Source organism: Mucilaginibacter sp. 22184 (genome assembly GCF_052045695.1).
GTDB lineage: Bacteria > Bacteroidota > Bacteroidia > Sphingobacteriales > Sphingobacteriaceae > Mucilaginibacter.
Genome location: NZ_JBQEPI010000008.1, coordinates 222,480 through 239,730, shown reverse-complemented (window position 1 = coordinate 239,730; position 17,251 = coordinate 222,480). Strand labels below are relative to the sequence as shown.

Here is a 17,251-nt window from a genome sequence, read left to right as displayed (position 1 = left end):
AGACAACATGAAAAGTTTTAAATATTCCATATTGACAATGCTTGTGCTGTTTTCGGCAAGCAGTTGTAAAAAATATATTGATGTAAATACCAACCCCAACGCGCCGGTTTCTGCGGATGCTTCGGCCTTGTTGCCGCCCATACAAGCGGGTATGGCACGCGGTGTTTGGTATGATAGCCGCTACATAGGCCAATATGCCCAGATATGGGGCTCGGCCACGGCCAACAATGTTTGGGACGAAGAAGGCTATCTGCCCGCGTCTGACTCCAACGGCGAGATGTGGCGCACGGTTTATTTTAGCCTGGGCCAAAACATCACCCTGTTATGGCAGGATGCTATCCCTAAAAAGAAATGGGATTATGTGGCAGTTGGCTACGCACTACGTGCCTGGGGATGGCAAACCGGCGGCGACTTGTATGACCACATGATCGTAAAAGAAGCTTTCGACCCTACACGCCTTACCTTTGATTATGATGATGGATCCGTTGTTTACGCCGAAGTAGTGAAGAATTGCCAGCTGGCTTTAAATTACATGAACCTGGCCATTAAAACCGATAACCAGGCCATATCGCCTATACTGGCCAAAGGCGATTATATGTACTATGGTGACCGCAACAAATGGATCAAATTTATTTATGCCATACTGGCCCAGAACGCACTGCACCAAAGCAATAAAGCCACCTTTAATGCCGATAACGTAAAAAAATACGCTGATAGTTCGTTCGTGAGCAATGCAGACAATGCCAGTGTGGAGTGCAAAGGTTCGCAATCTGGTGATTCCAATTTTTGGGGGCCAACAAGGAGCAATTTAGGATCATTCAGGCAATCTGATTTTATTGTACGCCTGCTGGATGGCCGCATTTTTACTGGCTCCGCAACCCAGGATACTACTTTAGATCCGCGTATTAAACAACTGATATCGCAAAGCAAGGATAAAGTATACCGCGGCGTTATAGGCACCAATGGCGACCCTAATGCAACCGATGCCAATACAGGAATACCTAATCTTTTTGCCAATGCCAGCGTAACAGCTAGCCCTACCGCCGCACCAAATTCGCAACGATACATTTATAATGATAATTCACGCGGTGTTTTGATGACCTATGGTGAGGTACAGTTTTTCAAAGCTGAAGCTTTATTTAAAAAGGGCGATCTTTCAGGTGCGTATTCCGCTTATATTAATGGGGTAAAGGCCAGTCTGGACTTTGTAAGTAATCCGCCGCAGGCAACTTCACTCACCGGGAACAAGCAAGCCATATCCGCTAACGACATCGCTGCCTACATGAGCGGGCCATGCGTTAAACAAAGCGCGGGTACCTTAACCCTGGCCGATATCATGCAGCAAAAATTTATCTCGTTGTATGTATGGGGTGCATTAGAAGCCTGGGCCGATGAGCGCCGTTATAATTATGATACCAATATTTTCCAGGGCTTTAGCAAACCGGGCACGCTTTACCCCGATAACGCGGGCAAGCAGGTTTACGTGGTAAGGCCGCGTTATAATTCAGAGTATATCTGGAATGTACCGGCGCTCAAGACGTTCGGTGCCCTTGACCCCGATTATCACACCAAGAAACCATGGTTTATTTTACCCTAATTAAAACATTATGAAAAGGAACTTTTATATCATTACATGCCTGTTTTTGATCATAATAACAGGTTGTAAAAAAAATACCATCACCCAGATATCCCAACCGGCAACGGGTGCACAACTCAAATACGTGCAAGCCATCCCCGGTTTGCCTGCCGTTGACGAGTATGTGAACGACAAAAAGATAAACCCACAGCAAAACGTGGGCTTGACAGATAATTTGAAACCTACCTCGGTTATCACGGGTATCACTTATCCATCGGCTTTTAACACGGCAGTTCAATTCGGTAGTCTTTACCCGGGTGGTACATCTGTTAATTACGCATTGGTGGCTACCGGCAATGCAACTATTAAAATTGCAACTTCAACCCCAGTGCCGACACTGGTGAGCCCACAAACCGCAGCGCCCAATACTACGGTTGCCAGCGTAACGCAATCGCTTGCTGAAAGAGGTACTTATTCGCTTTTCACCATAGGGTACCCAGATAAGCCCACTGCGTTGTTCGTTGAGGACAAATTCCCTTCAGCCGATATGACCAAGATCTACGTAAGGTTCGGTAACTTTATACCCAACAGTCCTCCGCTGGATGTTACGGGTGTTTATACAGCCTCAGGGGCAAGCGCAGCGACTACATTAACGCCGTTTGCCGGTATCGCGGCCAACACACTAACCAATTTTATACCGATAGATGCTAATGCCATAGGCACTACAGGCTACACCTTTCAATTGTACCTTGCCGGCTCAACTACCAAAGTGGGGGCAATTACCAAAGCCATTAACATGGCACCAGGTAGGTACTATACCATTATGGCCAACGGCCTGTATGCCGATTATGTGGTTGGTACTACCGGAATTACTTTAAAAGCCGCAGCCAGGCCAACCAAACCATCAGACCCCAACAGTCTGTTACCCGAAATATATTATAACCCGCCGGGTATTAGTTATTTTACCACCAAGTAAGGTTAACAGTTTATCAAAAGCCCCGAAAACATTTCGGGGCTTTTTTGTTATTGGGATGACATTGCTTTTGTTGGCCCTGGTATATTTGCACCCGGGTTTCTTCATTTTCAGAAGCAGCTATATCCTATGAAACAAGTACCACAGATACCGCAATCAAGCTTTGATTTTTTAAACGCGTTGAAATTAAACAACAATCGCGAGTGGTTCAATCTACATAAAGCCGACTTTGAAAAGGAGCAGCAACACCTGCATGCTTTTGCCGAGATCCTGTTGCAGCAAATGAACACGCATGACGTAATAGAAACTCTTTCGGGCAAAAAAAGCATATATCGCATTTATCGGGATACCCGCTTTTCGACGGATAAAACGCCTTACAAAACACACTGGTCGGGTAGTTTTAAACGTGCCACCAAATTTCGCCGGGGAGGATACTATTTTCATTTAGAGCAGGGTAATAATTTTGTTGGCGGTGGCTTCTTTGGGCCCAATCCGCAGGATCTGAAACTGATCAGAGAAGATATCGCTTTTGACCCTGCACCGCTCAGAGCCATATTGAATGACCCTGCTTTTATTGCAACCTTTGAAACCCTGAAAGGTGAGCAGTTGAAAACAACTCCAAAAGGTTTTGATGCAGATCATGAGGCTATTGACCTGTTACGATACAAACAATTCCTGCTGATCAAACGCTTTACAGATGCCGAGGTTTTAGACCCACATTTTGTTGACCAGGCAAACAGCACATTTAAAGCGATGCGCCCATTTCTGGATTATATGAGCGAGGTACTTTCTACTGATGTGAATGGATCGTTGCTTGGGTAATTCAAATCAGATATAATCTTTCGGCCTAAGCAACCCCCATCGGGTTCAACCTTTGTAGAAAAAAGCTAACCTTAATTTCAGTGCCGTAGGTACTGTACTCGGGTAGCATACCTACGGCATGCTAATATTTTTCCATCATTTGCTACAAAGCTTTTACTCCTACGGAGTAGCCTTCCTTCACTTATGGATATTCCTTTTTAATCTTCTCTCCTAAATTCATAATTCACAAGGATTTATCGCCTTTATAATACTCCCCCTATTACTTCAGGATTTTACCCCTTGTTTTTTCTCAAAGCGCCGAGCTTTGTTATGGTCAGTGCGCCTAACTGCCCGTAACCAATTATTTAACCAAAACCATCAAAATGAGAAAAACATTCACCCTATTGCCTATACTGGCAATTGCACTATTTGCATCCTGCAACAAATCCATCAACCGAATGCCAGTAAATACAGGTGCTTCAAAAAACCTGGCAAAGGGCACCCACTCCGTCGGCACAACTTATTATGTCGACCCGGCTGGTAGTGACAGCAACAACGGCCAAAGTACCACTACCGCCTGGCAAAGCATCGGTAAAGTAAACGCCCAAACCTTTTTACCCGGCGACCAGATCCTGTTTAAAGCCGGAGGTACCTGGAGCGGACAGCTTTTGCCAAAAGGATCTGGCAGTACCGGGAGTCCTATTATTATTGATATGTACGGAACAGGTAGCAAACCTGTGATTAACGGTTCGGGGGCAGATACAACCGGGGCGGTAAAATTGATCGGTCAATCTTACTGGCAAATAAAAAATTTAGAGGTTACCAACAAGCAGGCTGCAGGTGGTACATCCAGGTTATATGGCATTCATATCAAAACCGCAACTTCCACCGCTTTTACCAATGTGCAAATTCTGAATTGTTTTGTGCATGACGTTAATTCTTATACCACCGAATCAAACACAACCCTGTTTAACAAAGGAACCGGAGGAATAATAGTTGGCGGGAATAACAGCGAGGTGCTCATCAAAGGCTGCCACGTAAAAGATGTAACTGTAGAGGGTATCCGGAATACGGGTGGAACCTGCTCTCACATCCTGATTGATAGTAATTTGATAGAGAATGTTTATGGCGATGGCATTGTATTAAACGGGGTCAATACCAATTCGGCTATTACCAGGAACATTGGCCGCAATTTATGCTATAATACCAATACCTACAACTACGCGGGTATGTGGACATCCAACAGCGTGGGCACCTTAGTAGCCTACAACGAAATATCAGGAATCACAGGCGGTGGTGTCAATGATGGTGAGCCTTTTGACGCGGATCTGGGTGTGAACGGGGATATTTTTGAATACAATTATACACACGATAATAAAAGGGGCTTTATGCTCTTTATGCACGGCATCAGTAATGTAACCGTACGTTATAATATCAGTGTAAATGACATTGGAGACGGAGTTAGATTATTTTTCTACGACCCCGGAAGCCATACCAATATTAAAATTTACAACAACACATTTTTTATAACCGGCAATGTGGCGCAGCTATTTTATAACGATTTTAACAACACCAGCAATACCACCGAGTTCAGCAACAACATTGTTTATTGTACCGGTACGGTAGCCAAGTTTTCACAAAACGGAACAAGCGCTAACTGCCTTTTCCGCAACAATTGTTTTTATCCGCAATCCATGACTTCGGTTAACGGCCCGGCAACAGGAACCATGACGGGTAGTGTTTATTCAGATCCCAAATTTGTGAGTGCCGCTTCGGGCGCTACCACCAATTTTAAACTGCAATCAACTTCGCCTTGTTTAAACATGGGAGTAGTTATGGGCAGCAATGGCGGTATTGATTATTATGGTACTACTTTACCTGCAGGAGCGCCGGATATAGGCTTTTATCAGCACCCATCCACAGGCACAACAAACACCCTGAATGCCACCGCCGATGCCTATGTACGTGATGGAAGCTATGCCACAACCAACTTTGGTACGCTAACTTATACAGTTGTTAAAGCAGACGCGGTAGGCTACGCCCGGAGGGCTTATGAGAAATTTGATCTTAGTTCCATATCGGCATCAAGCGTGCAGACGGCTACATTGAGCTTATATGTTAATGGCGTCAATACGGCCCCTACGCGTACCATTTCGGTATATACTACCCAAACCGAAAACTGGGGCGAAACATCCATCAACTGGAACAATGCCCCAACAGACACTACTTATATAGGCCAGATAGTAGTAACCGGTGTTGGTACTTATGCCCTGGATGTTAAGAACGCCATCAACACGCAATTGGGAAACCCGGACCGCATCGTCTCGTTCTTATTAAAAAACAATGGGGCCAATAGTTCAACCAATGATATCACCCTCAACAGCCGGGAGGCATCTGGTAACCAGCCGACTTTGACTGTTACCTATTAATGCAAGAGGCATTCAAAGAAAAAATCCCGGGCTTTTACCCGGGATTTTTTTCATAAAAAGTGGGTTTACATGGTTTACACTTTTTACGGTTTACATTTATTTAATTATTTGACTTTCAATTAATTAAATTTATTTTACCATCAAAAGTGGGTTTACAGTGTAAACCCACTTTTGATGGTAAAAACCCATGATTAAACATTTACATAAAAAGGCTGTCATGCTGAGCTCCGTCGAAGCATGGTGGGCAGGCCTCTGCGCTCGACTCTGCGACGATGCTCAGAGTGACAGCCCTGCCTTTTCAGAAGCTCTATAGATGATTATTATGTAATGCGTTTACATTAATCGAATTTAATCCATTCCGTTTCCTATCTCACATTCTTGGTAGACGCATCAACTTTGCGGTATGCCCAGCCAAAAATGAGCGGGAAAACCCAAAGGCTAAACATCATGGCGCATAGTATCCCTCCGATAACCACACGGGCCAATGGTCTGGAACTTTCGGACCCGATGCCATGCGAAATAGCTGCAGGGAATAAACCTATAGCTGCCATCAGCGCGGTCATCATTACTGGCCGGATGCGGGAGTTTACGCCCAGCTTGATGGCGGTATATAGCGTAACACTGTCGCCTTTCAGCTCCTCCAGGTTATGTTTAAATATAGTGATGAGCAACACCCCATCCTGTATACAAATCCCAAACAGCGCGATAAAACCTATACCTGCCGATATGCTAAAGTTGGTGCCGGTAATATGCAGCGCCAGTATGCCCCCCACAATAGCAAAGGGCACATTTAAAAATACCAGGGCGGCATCTTTTACATTACCAAACATAATAAAGAGCAGTAAAAAGATGAGCGCTAAACTAATGGGCACTACTTCAGCCAAACGTTTCTGAGCGCGTTGCTGGTTTTCAAAATCGCCCTGCCAGGCCATGTGGTAGCCCCGTTTCAGTTTCACTTTGGCATTAACCTTTTGTTGCGCCTCGGCAATGGTGCTGCCCATATCCCGGCCGCGTACCGAAAATTTCAATGTGGCATAGCGCTCATTCTCATCCCTGAAAATTAAACACGGACCTGTTTTTTGCGAGATATCGGCAATTTGTTTAATAGCCACCTTGGCCCCGCTTTGGGTGGGTACCAACAGGTTCCCGATATCGGCGGGGGTTCGTCTGAAAGCTTCCGGAAAACGGATGCGGATATCAAAGGTGCGCACGCCTTCATACAAGGTTGACGCCGCCTGCCCGCCAATGGCCATGGAAATTACGGAATTGGCATCGGCAGTGGCTACGCCGTACTGGGCCATTTTTTGCTGATCCAACTGGATATCGAGCTCGGGCAAACCAATGCTTTTCAGTACACCCAGGTCCTCGATACCTCTTACGTCTTTCAATATGCGGTATACGTCGTTTACTTTTGATTCCATATAATTCAGCGAGTCACCATAAACTTTTACTACTATGGAGCCTTTTACGCCTGACACGGCCTCTTCCACGTTATCACTGATAGGCTGCGAAAAGTTCAGGTCGACACCGGGCAGTTTGGCCAGTTTCACGTTCATCTGGTTAATGAGTTCCTCTTTGGTGAGTTTCGGTTTCCAATCCTCCTCAGGGTACATCAGCACGTCGAACTCATTATTATAAAAACCGGCTACATCGGTACCGTTATCCGGCCTGCCGGTTTGCGATACGGCATATTTAACCTGCGGAAAGGTCATCAGTATTTTACGTACCTGTTTAGATGTTTCTACAGATTGATCGAGCGATACGCTATAGGGCAACTGCACCCTGAGCCATATAGCCCCTTCATCCAGCTCCGGCAAAAACTCGCTCCCTAAAAACTTAAAGGAGAACAGCCCGATAGCCATCGCAATCAGCGATACTGTCACCACCACTTCTTTCCGTTTAAATGATCGTACAAAGCCATTCAGCATAAAGGCGGTAAGATGATGTACAAATGGATTATGCTTTTCGTGAACGTTTTTATTGAGCAGTAATTTGATCAGCACAGGCACTAATGTCAGCGTGGTGATCAAAGCGCCGATAAGCGCAAAACCCAGCGTATAGGCCAATGGCGAAAACAGTTTCCCCTCTACCTTCTGAAAGGCAAAAATGGGTAGCAGGCCAGTGATGATAATGAGCTTGGCAAAGAAAATAGCCTTACCCAACACGGCGCCATTATTCTTGATCATCCCCATTTTGGCGATCTTGTTAAACCGGTCCATGCCCAGCATTACCGCCTTGTGATCCAGGAATACAAACATCCCCTCCACCATTACCACCGCGCCATCTATAATGATCCCAAAGTCCACCGCCCCTAACGAAAGCAAGTTGGCTGACATGCCCATGAGGTGCAAACAAATAAAAGCAAACAATAAAGCCAGCGGAATAATAATAGACACAATAAGCGTAGTGCGCCAGTTAAACATAAACAGCGATACCAGCAGCGTTACCAAAACAATACCCTCAATCAAATTATGCAATACGGTATGCGTGGCATAATCTATCAGATTGGTACGATCGTAATACGGGATAATTTTGGTATCAGCGGGCAGCACATCATTGTTCAGCTTATCTACCTCTTTTTTTAAAGCGGTTACTACCTCGGTAGGGTTTTCGCCTTTCCGCATCACAATAATGGCCTCTACGGCGTCGGTATCGTCCACAACAGTTCTTCTGCCCTCTTTGTCTATGATCGCATCGCTGCGGCCTACCCAACCCAGGCGGGGCAGGTTGGAGATCTCTACATTGGCTACATCTTTTACCAGTACGGGCACGCCGTTATTATTACTGATAACAATGTTCCTGATCTCGTGGATATCATTCAGCAAACCTATACCCCGCACGGCAAACGCCTGGTTGTTTTGGATGATCATATCACCACCCACGTTGATATTGGTTTTCTGCACAGCCGTAAATACATCCAGGGGGGTAATATTCAGGGTTGCCAGCTTTTCGGGATTAACCGTTATCTCGTAAGTTTTGGTTTTACCGCCAAAACTGTTAATGTCGCCAATGCCGGGGATGGCCCGCAAACGCCGGTCGATCACCCAATCCTGTATAGTTTTGAGCTCCCTTACATCCCGCACCGAGCTTTTAAGCGTATACCTGAAAATTTCGCCGGTAGGCGCAACAGGCGGCTGTACGGATGGCGTAATGCCATTAGGCAAAGCGGCATTATTTAACAGGTTCATTACCTGCTGCCGCGCCTCGGCGTCTTTAACATTATCGTCAAATATCACTTTCACATAGCTCAGCCCAAATATGGTGCTGGAGCGCAGACTTACTTTTTTCTGCACCGGGTTCAAAGCTATTTCAATAGGGATGGTTACCAGTTTTTCCACCTCCTCGGCGCTGCGGCCAGGCCACTGGGTAATGATATCTATTTCGGTATTGGTTACATCCGGAAACGCTTCAATAGGCATCTGGATAAAGGTGATTATCCCGCTAACAATCAGCAAACCGGCAAGCGAAAGTACCAGGTACTTATTTTTTAACGAGAATCCAATTATTCCCTTAAGTAGTTTAGTCATCTGCTTTTAATTAAGGATAAATAATTAGTTGTTTAACGACCCATAGATCAAGACCGCCTGCGAACCTATCAGCCTGTCGCCTTTGGATACCCCGCTTTTGATATACGCCAGCTTTCCGTTGATGCTGGATACTTCTACCGGTCTTATCTGTACATCTTTAGGGCCTTTCAGAATGATCACATAGTATTGGCTGTGGTCAAAAATAAGGTCGCTGCTTGATACGGCTATTGCCTGCTCATTCTCGGTATTATTTACCGTTACGGTGGCAAACATCTGCGGTTTAAGCATAAAATTGGGATTGTCCAACACCACCTTCATCTTCATTACTTTGCTATTGGGATCGAGCACATTCATCAGCTTATCTACCTTGCCTTTGAAAACCTTATCAGGGTATGATATGGTACTTACCTCGGCCTCGTCGCCCTCGTGCACCTTGCCTATATTTTCTTCATACACATTAGCCTCCACCCATATTTTTTTCAGGTTGGATATGGTGAACATCGGCGCGCTGTTATCTGTGCGGATGGATATGCTGTTGGTTACATTTTTCTGCACGATAAAACCATCAATAGGCGATTTGATCACATACTCGCCATTTGGATTATTGCCATTGATACGCAGGATACGTTGCGCCGCCGTACGGGCCGCGATGGCCTGTTCATAATTAACCTCGGCACTGGTAATATCCACCTTTGATGCCAGTCCGCTTTTAAACAGATCCCTTTGCTGATCGAGCTGTTTGGCGGTTAAACGCACATTGGTTTCGGCATTGATAAGGGCCGCGTTATAGTTAGCAACCTCGGCACTTTTAATAACGCCCAAAACCTGCCCGGCTTTTACCTGGTCGCCCTGCATCACATTGATATCCTGTAAGGTCCCGCTGATGAGGGGGAACAGGTTAACAACCTTATCAGTGTTGAAATCAACCGCGCCATTAAACTTAATGGCGTACGTAATATTGGTTATTTTCACGGTATCAATAACCAGCGTTTTCATTAAGGAATCCGGAACAGTATAGGGCACCCTTACTTGCTCTTTATTTTCATTGGGGTTACAAGCAAAAAGATTAAGCAGCAACATTACTGCTGCCGCAAAAATCAATGGATTAATAGGGGTTGATCTTTTCATGAATTATCCTGTTAAGGGTATTTTATTGTTGATTAAAAAAGGGGGTGCCGGTAATAAAATTCAACTGTTCGAGCGAGGTGACTTTATTGAGCTGCAGGGCATTAAGCTGCAGCAGGTTGTTTTTGTAGGAGTCATAAAAATCAAGAAACTCCAGTAAACCGATATTTCTTTTCTGGTAGTTTTTAAACACCTCCTGTATCAAGTGCGTAAAATCGTGCTTAAACTGCGGGTCAAAACCGTTGTAAAGATTCTCCAATCGCAAAGCCCCTTTATAGGTTGTTGCCAGATCCATTTCGAGCTGATCCTGCTGACTTTGCAATTGCACCTTGCTTTGATCTATAGCTATACGGGCCTGTTTTATACCACCTTGGTTACGGTTAAAAAATGGCAGATTAAATTCGACACCGCCAGCTATATAATTATTATTGAAAGCCCCGAATTTGTCATAACTTACCGAAAAGGATACGTCGGGGATGGCACTGGCTTTTTGAAGCGCCAGATTAACAGTATTATAATCAACAATGGATTTTGCGTTTTTTAAGTCGTAACGGTTAGCGTAAGCCGAATCAAGCAGCTGCTTGTAGGGCTTTGTGGTAACGGATTCTTGAGCATCCTCCTGATCGGCCAGGGGCATAATATAGGTGCTGGGTGATGCTTTGATGAGCATCTTTAGTTCGTTTTCGGTAGTATCGATACCCACAATGAGGTTATTGTATTCTGTTTGCAGCGCGTATAGCTGTGATTGTATGCGCAGTACCTCTTTCTGGGCAATGTTGCCTTTAGCGTATTGCTCCTTAAATACCACCAGTATACGGGCCAGTGAGCTGATCTCCTCGTTATAAACCTGGGCAGATTGCTGTTGATAATATATGGTATAAAAATCGCTCCGGAGGGTGAATCTCAGGGTTCTGATCAGGTCAAAAAACTGGTACCGGGCCTGGTCGACGCTGATTTTGGCCAGTTGTATATTTTTATTGCGCTTGCCCGCGGTAATAAATAACTGAGAAAGACCTAATGACTGATTCCGGTAGGCATCATGAGTATCGTTATGAATACCATTGGCGAAGTTAAAATCGGGGTTGGGGAACAGCCTTGCTGTAATTACCTGCGCGCTAGCTATGTCGATATTATAGCGCCCAGCTAATAAGGTGAGGTTTTTGTTTAAAAATTCTTTTTCGGCATCTTTTACATTCATTCGTAATGTATCGTTACCGGGGCCCTGCGCATAAGCGCGGGTCCCGGTAGCCATACACCATAGTTGAATTGAATAGAAAAGAACGATAACAAATTTGGGGTGCATAGTATATTTGTTTGCACAAAGCTATCCCCCCTAAATTAGAGCCACATTAAAGCAACATTAGAATGGCATTAGATTGCCGATGGCCGGAATTTAATGGTAAAAGTGGCGCCCTTATCTTTCTCAGATTCTACCAATATGATCCCATTAAATAAGTGAATGATCTTTTGGGTAACGTACAAACCTATGCCACTGCCCTGGAACGAGCGGCCATTAGGGCTGCGGTAAAACGAAGTGAATATTTCCTGCAGATCTCCAGCGGGTATACCTATGCCTGAGTCCCGAATTTTGATACTGATCATCTCCTGGTCGGCATACAGGTTACATACCACCGGCTGATTGTTGGAGAATTTAAAAGCGTTACCAATTAAATTATTAAAAGCGATGGTAAGCAGGGCCTTGTTGGCATAAACCCGCAGGCGCTCGGCTTCTTCGGGGAGTTTGGCTATTTCGAGGATCAGTTTCCCGGCATCTTTTTGCTTTTTCCAGTAATCGTGCAGATCCCATATCAACTCATCTATCATTACCGGCTCGCGTTTGGCCTGGGTGTACTGCATATCGGTTTGGGCCAGCTCCACCAGGCTGGTTATGGTTTCATTGAGCCTTTCAGAATCGGTTAAAACAGAGCGCAGTGTTTTTTGATATTCTTCGGGTGTTCGTGGTCGGGTTAAGGCAACCTCTATTTCGCCAACGGTGCTGGTAACAGGTGTTCTTAATTCATGTGAGGCGTTGGTTACAAAAGCTTGCTGCAATTCAAAGGCGTTTTGCAGGTGTTCCAGCAAGCGGTTAAAATAGCGAGCCAGAGCTGTTATCTCGTCTTTCCCTTTACCCTCTTCAACCCTTAAATGCAAATTATTAACCGTGATACGGTTCATCTGTGCGATCAAACCATCAATTGGAGCCAACGAGCGCTGCGCAAACCACCGGCCCAGGAAGAACAATAAGCCATTGATAACTAAAAAAGAAACCAGCATGATCTGCGCCATTTTGATCAGACGGTTATAATTCAGCTCGTCAAAAGCCGAAACCAGGATAACAAAATTGCCCTGGTTGTCATTATAATAAATACCAACCGTTTGCCACTTGCCTTCCGTAAACTGCACAAACTTCTTTTTACGGATATTATCAATAACCCCGGCCGACCAATACTGATGCGCTCCGCCGATAAAAGATTTATCATGCTCATCGTACATGCCCAGTATTTCACCGGGTAATTTGGCCAGATAGCGTTCGCGTACATGGTTTAATGAATCGGTTGATATTTCATCAGCCTCAAAATAAAGCTGGGCAGCTACTTTGGCCCTGTCTTTTAAATGCCCGTAAAAATCGTTCTTAAAAAGGTTGTAAAATATAGAATAGATGACTGCCAGTATAACCAGCAATAACCCTGCGGTAATTAAAGAAAAATGGAGCGCGAGTCTGTTTTTTATCTTCATAAGCGGTTAAGCATCTTTCATGATATAGCCCATGCCAATAATGGTATAAATTAGTTTGCTGCTAAAGCCCTTTTCTATTTTTTTGCGCAGGTAGTTTACATACACATCTATAAAATTGGTGCCGGTATCAAATTCAATGCTCCACACTTTTTCGGCAATATATTCCCGCGAAAGTGTTTTGTTGGGATGGCGCATAAACAGTTCAAGCAGGGTATATTCTTTGGCGGTTAAAGTGATCTGCACCCCCGCACGCTCCGCGGTTTTGCTCCAGGTATCCAGGTTCAGGTCGCCGAGGGAGATCACCTGCTCATCGGTTTGCGACCGTTTAAACCGGCGCATCAGGGCCTCCATACGGGCCAGTAACTCGCTAAAATGGAAGGGCTTTACCAGGTAATCATCCGCGCCGGCCTGTAAACCTTTTACTTTGTTGTTTACATTATCCAGCGCGGTTAAAATCAAAATGGGAATATTGACACCCGCTTTTCTGAACTGGCGGCACAGTTCAATGCCGCTCATATCGGGCAGCATCACATCCAGGATGATGATATCAAAACCGTCTGTATCGATAATTTTTTTGGCCGATGCGCCTTCGCCCGCTACAGTGACATGATATCCGTTCTCTTCCAGCCCCTTTGAAACAAAGGCGGCTACCTTGCTTTCATCCTCCACTAAAAAAACATTTCCCATTTTAAACACCTCAATATTAACGAACTACCGGATAAGAATTTTTAATCAAAGAATCATATTATAAATGAAGTTTGCATGATTTTTTGGTTTACATACCTGATGACCGGGCGTTTTTATCTTTTGGGAAGCTGATAAATTTATTATTTACATTTACAAAAAGCCTTTGGAGCGGTTTATATAACGCTCTTAACGAATTAAAGTCTTTTATGGAAAACTACACTATTGTTATTTTTATTCTGGCAGTGATGATCGGCTTATCGGCCATTGCCGATAAGATCAAGCTGCCCTATCCCGTATTGCTCATCGTTGCTGGTATCGCTGTCGGCTTTACTCCCCAGATACCGGATATAGAACTGAACCCCGAGATTGTTTTCCTGATATTTTTACCGCCATTGCTGTATGACGCAGCATTCAATATCTCATTCCAAACGTTTAAAACCAACAGCAGTACCATAGGTACTTTAGCCATTGGGCTGGTGTTTATTACCACCTGCGGTATCGCGGTTACTGCTCATTATATGATACCTGGGATGACCTGGCCGCTTTCGTTTGTACTCGGTGCCGTGCTTTCGGCTACAGATGCGGTTGCCGCTATGAGCATCACCAAAGGTTTAGGACTTACACACAATACCAATACTATACTAGAGGGTGAAAGCCTGGTGAATGATGCCTCGGCATTGGTAGCCTATCGTTTTGCCGTTGCCGCGGTAACCGGTACCGCCTTTGTATTCTGGAAAGCTTCGCTCCAGTTTATTATGCTGATGGCAGGAGGGTTTGTTGTAGGTGTGGTGATGGGCAAAATCCTGGCCTTTATTATTAAACGGGTACATACCAACAGCTTAGTAACCATCAGTTTTATGCTGCTGATGCCCTTTGTAACCTACCTGGTTGCCGAAGATCTGCACGTTTCGGGCGTTATAGCGGTAGTGATACTGGGTTTAAGTATAGCGCGTTTCAGCAGCAAAGTATTCCCTGATACCTTGAAAAAACAATCCAAATCAATCTGGGATATTATCATTTTTTTACTGAACGGGCTGATCTTTATTTTGATAGGTCTGCAGTTCCCTTATGTGATCAAAAGCATTAAAAGCAGCCAGGTATTGCCTTACATAGGCTATGCTTTTATCATCACCGTAATTGCTTTGCTGCTGCGCATGGCGCGTGTGTTTTTACAACGGATAAATTTGCGGCGCGCCTTTCAAAAAGGTAAAGGCAAAATAACGGAGGACGCCCTGTTGGATATGAAGAACAGCTTGATCATTAGCTGGTCGGGTATGCGTGGCATTGTATCGCTGGCCATAGCTATTGGTTTGCCCGCAACTTTGGCCGATAGCAGCCCTTTTCCGGAGCGTCATGCCATCATCTTCATCTCGGTGGTAGTAGTACTGTTTACGCTGATAGGCCAGGGCCTTACCTTGCCCTGGATCGTAAAACGACTAAAAACCGATTAAATTAATTTATCATCTTACCATCATAAAGCTTAAATTAGATAACAATTCTTTAAGCTACCCGTCTGCCTTATACATCATATTTAATAAAACCCCTATGAAAACCTCCCTTAAACTCGGCATAGCAGCCTTAACTTTCAGTATATTTTTTGGTTCAAATGCAGATGCCCATACTATAAATAAATCAACCATTTTACCTCCATCTATCAGCAATAGCCAAAACATTAAAAACATAGTTCTTGTACACGGTGCCTTTGTAGATGGATCGGGGTGGAAACCTGTTTATAATATACTGGTTAAAAAGGGCTATCACGTAACCGTTGTGCAGCAGCCATTAACCACATTTGAGGGCGATGTTGCTGCCGTTAAAAGAATTATCGATCAACAAAACGGACCTTGTATTTTAGTGGCCCACAGTTATGGCGGAGCCATTATTACCACCGCCGGCATTGATCCTAAGGTTGCAGGATTGGTATACATTGCCGCTCATGCGCCCGATAGCGGAGAAAGCGAAGCGGGTAATGGCAAGCTTTATCCTTCGGCCTATAAATCGCTTCAAAAAGGCTCGGATGGTTTTGACTATATCGATCCCGCTAAATTTTATGCTGATTTTTCGGCAGATCTTCCAAAAGAACAAGCGGAGTTTATGGCCAACTCACAGATGCCTACAGCCGACATTGTGTTTCATGCTATTATAGCAAACCCCGCCTGGAAGGTAAAACCAAGCTGGTATATGGTAGCTAAATCTGACAGGATCATCAATCCCGACCTGGAACGCATGTATGCCAAACGGGCGCACAGCCACACGGTGGAGATAGCAGGCGCCAGTCACTCCGTATTTGAATCGCATCCCGAGGATGTAGCCAAATTAATCATCGAGGCTGCTACGCAATCGACCAAAAAGAAATAATTACCGCGTTTTTTAACAATGAATAAGCATATAAAACCCAAAATATCTCTTTTTATAGGTGCTTTTGCTGCAATATTATTGCTGTTTAACAAAAATATTGCCATTGCGCAAAGTGTTGCCCAAGCAGAAGAGATCCCGCTTTGGCGGGGTACGCCTCCGGATGGCCCGGGTCCGCAAGGTTCTGAAAACGTAAGCGCGAAAGGTTCTTATACCAATATTTCCGCACCCAGGTTAATTGTTCATCGACCTGATCATCCCAATGGCATAGCCATATTAGTAATCAGCGGTGGTGGTTACGCGCACATAGAAGTGGGGCAAGAAAGTGCCCCGGCTGCCAATTGGCTACAGTCTGAAGGTATTACCGCATTTGAGCTCATCTACCGTTTACCCGGCGAAGGCTGGACTAATGCCAATGTGCCTTTTCAGGACGGGCAAAGGGCCATGCGCATCATCAGGAGTTTATCAAAAAAATACGGATATGATGCACACCGTATCGGCATCATGGGCTTTTCGGCAGGCGGCCACCTTGCCGGGATGACTGCAACAACGTTTGATAAACCATTCTATACCCCTGTTGACAAAACCGATCTTGTACCCGCCCGTCCCGACTTTGCCGCCCTGCTTTACCCGGTAATAACCATGTTGCCGCCATATGATCATACCCATTCTGAAAAAGAGATTATAGGCAAACACCCCGACAGAGAAGCTCAAAAACGCTACTCGGTGCAACTGCATGTTACCCAGAAAACACCACCAACCTTCCTGGCCCAGGCAGAGGATGATCCTATCTCCAATGTGCAGAATAGTCGTTTAATGTACGTGGCATTGCAAGATCATCAGATACCTGCCGAAATACACGTCTTCCCAACCGGTGGGCATGGCTGGGGTATGGGTGCCCCCGGTTCTCCTGAGCAGGAATGGCCAAAATACTTTAAAGCCTGGCTCAAAAAGACAGGAATATACCAGTAACCTAAAAGTTATCAAAGCAAAAAGCTCTGCAACAAGCAGAGCTTTTTTTTAAAAAACCGACAAATAAAAA

General features: G+C 44.9%; 12 protein-coding genes. 7 read left to right on the top strand and 5 right to left on the bottom strand.

Going from position 1 to position 17,251, the window contains the following annotated elements:
• Positions 1 to 7: 7 nt before the first annotated feature.
• From ACTJKG_RS19020 to ACTJKG_RS19005, 4 genes are all read left to right on the top strand, one after another.
• Positions 8 to 1,597: a SusD/RagB family nutrient-binding outer membrane lipoprotein gene (locus ACTJKG_RS19020; RefSeq protein WP_172337173.1), complete on the top strand. Its 1,590-nt coding sequence runs from the start codon at positions 8 to 10 to the stop codon at positions 1,595 to 1,597.
• 10 nt (positions 1,598 to 1,607) lie between these two features.
• Positions 1,608 to 2,552: a DUF4397 domain-containing protein gene (locus tag ACTJKG_RS19015; protein WP_440740141.1), complete on the top strand. Its 945-nt coding sequence runs from the start codon at positions 1,608 to 1,610 to the stop codon at positions 2,550 to 2,552.
• A gap of 126 nt (positions 2,553 to 2,678) precedes the next feature.
• The gene (locus ACTJKG_RS19010) at positions 2,679 to 3,371 is read left to right on the top strand and encodes a DUF2461 domain-containing protein (protein ID WP_440740140.1); all 693 of its coding nucleotides are present in this window, start codon (positions 2,679 to 2,681) and stop codon (positions 3,369 to 3,371) included.
• Between the two features lie 362 nt (positions 3,372 to 3,733).
• Complete coding sequence (locus tag ACTJKG_RS19005) at positions 3,734 to 5,779, top strand: CBM96 family carbohydrate-binding protein (protein ID WP_172337176.1); 2,046 nt, start codon at positions 3,734 to 3,736, stop codon at positions 5,777 to 5,779.
• Positions 5,780 to 6,144: 365 nt separating this feature from the next.
• Here ACTJKG_RS19005 and ACTJKG_RS19000 read toward each other — a convergent pair whose 3' ends face one another.
• From ACTJKG_RS19000 to ACTJKG_RS18980, 5 genes are all read right to left on the bottom strand, one after another.
• A complete protein-coding gene (locus ACTJKG_RS19000) occupies positions 6,145 to 9,306 on the bottom strand; it encodes an efflux RND transporter permease subunit (protein WP_440740139.1) in 3,162 nt (1,053 codons plus the stop codon).
• Positions 9,307 to 9,330: 24 nt separating this feature from the next.
• Positions 9,331 to 10,434 (bottom strand): efflux RND transporter periplasmic adaptor subunit, encoded by a 1,104-nt coding sequence (locus ACTJKG_RS18995; RefSeq protein ID WP_172337178.1) that lies wholly within the window; start codon positions 10,432 to 10,434, stop codon positions 9,331 to 9,333.
• 22 nt (positions 10,435 to 10,456) lie between these two features.
• The gene (locus ACTJKG_RS18990; protein WP_440740138.1) at positions 10,457 to 11,683 is read right to left on the bottom strand and encodes a TolC family protein; all 1,227 of its coding nucleotides are present in this window, start codon (positions 11,681 to 11,683) and stop codon (positions 10,457 to 10,459) included.
• A gap of 119 nt (positions 11,684 to 11,802) precedes the next feature.
• Complete coding sequence (locus ACTJKG_RS18985; RefSeq protein WP_172337180.1) at positions 11,803 to 13,167, bottom strand: HAMP domain-containing sensor histidine kinase; 1,365 nt, start codon at positions 13,165 to 13,167, stop codon at positions 11,803 to 11,805.
• 6 nt (positions 13,168 to 13,173) lie between these two features.
• Positions 13,174 to 13,854, bottom strand: a complete 681-nt coding sequence (locus ACTJKG_RS18980) for a response regulator transcription factor (protein ID WP_440740137.1) — start codon at positions 13,852 to 13,854, stop codon at positions 13,174 to 13,176.
• 206 nt (positions 13,855 to 14,060) lie between these two features.
• On the opposite strand from ACTJKG_RS18980, the gene ACTJKG_RS18975 reads away from it, so the two are divergent.
• From ACTJKG_RS18975 to ACTJKG_RS18965, 3 genes are all read left to right on the top strand, one after another.
• Positions 14,061 to 15,305: a Na+/H+ antiporter gene (locus ACTJKG_RS18975; protein WP_440740136.1), complete on the top strand. Its 1,245-nt coding sequence runs from the start codon at positions 14,061 to 14,063 to the stop codon at positions 15,303 to 15,305.
• A 94-nt stretch (positions 15,306 to 15,399) separates the two neighbouring features.
• On the top strand, positions 15,400 to 16,212 hold the full coding sequence (locus ACTJKG_RS18970; protein WP_440740135.1) for an alpha/beta hydrolase: 813 nt from the start codon (positions 15,400 to 15,402) through the stop codon (positions 16,210 to 16,212).
• An 18-nt stretch (positions 16,213 to 16,230) separates the two neighbouring features.
• Complete coding sequence (locus ACTJKG_RS18965) at positions 16,231 to 17,181, top strand: alpha/beta hydrolase (RefSeq protein WP_172337184.1); 951 nt, start codon at positions 16,231 to 16,233, stop codon at positions 17,179 to 17,181.
• Positions 17,182 to 17,251 lie beyond the last annotated feature (70 nt).

What these genes read in the sequence shown, in the direction of transcription:
- ACTJKG_RS19020 (WP_172337173.1), top strand. Translation starts at nt 8, where the DNA reads ATGAAAAGTTTTAAATATTCCATATTGACAATGCTTGTGCTGTTTTCG.
- ACTJKG_RS19015 (WP_440740141.1), top strand. Translation starts at nt 1,608, where the DNA reads ATGAAAAGGAACTTTTATATCATTACATGCCTGTTTTTGATCATAATA.
- ACTJKG_RS19010 (WP_440740140.1), top strand. Translation starts at nt 2,679, where the DNA reads ATGAAACAAGTACCACAGATACCGCAATCAAGCTTTGATTTTTTAAAC.
- ACTJKG_RS19005 (WP_172337176.1), top strand. Translation starts at nt 3,734, where the DNA reads ATGAGAAAAACATTCACCCTATTGCCTATACTGGCAATTGCACTATTT.
- ACTJKG_RS19000 (WP_440740139.1), bottom strand. Translation starts at nt 9,306, where the DNA reads ATGACTAAACTACTTAAGGGAATAATTGGATTCTCGTTAAAAAATAAG.
- ACTJKG_RS18995 (WP_172337178.1), bottom strand. Translation starts at nt 10,434, where the DNA reads ATGAAAAGATCAACCCCTATTAATCCATTGATTTTTGCGGCAGCAGTA.
- ACTJKG_RS18990 (WP_440740138.1), bottom strand. Translation starts at nt 11,683, where the DNA reads ATGGCTACCGGGACCCGCGCTTATGCGCAGGGCCCCGGTAACGATACA.
- ACTJKG_RS18985 (WP_172337180.1), bottom strand. Translation starts at nt 13,167, where the DNA reads ATGAAGATAAAAAACAGACTCGCGCTCCATTTTTCTTTAATTACCGCA.
- ACTJKG_RS18980 (WP_440740137.1), bottom strand. Translation starts at nt 13,854, where the DNA reads ATGGGAAATGTTTTTTTAGTGGAGGATGAAAGCAAGGTAGCCGCCTTT.
- ACTJKG_RS18975 (WP_440740136.1), top strand. Translation starts at nt 14,061, where the DNA reads ATGGAAAACTACACTATTGTTATTTTTATTCTGGCAGTGATGATCGGC.
- ACTJKG_RS18970 (WP_440740135.1), top strand. Translation starts at nt 15,400, where the DNA reads ATGAAAACCTCCCTTAAACTCGGCATAGCAGCCTTAACTTTCAGTATA.
- ACTJKG_RS18965 (WP_172337184.1), top strand. Translation starts at nt 16,231, where the DNA reads ATGAATAAGCATATAAAACCCAAAATATCTCTTTTTATAGGTGCTTTT.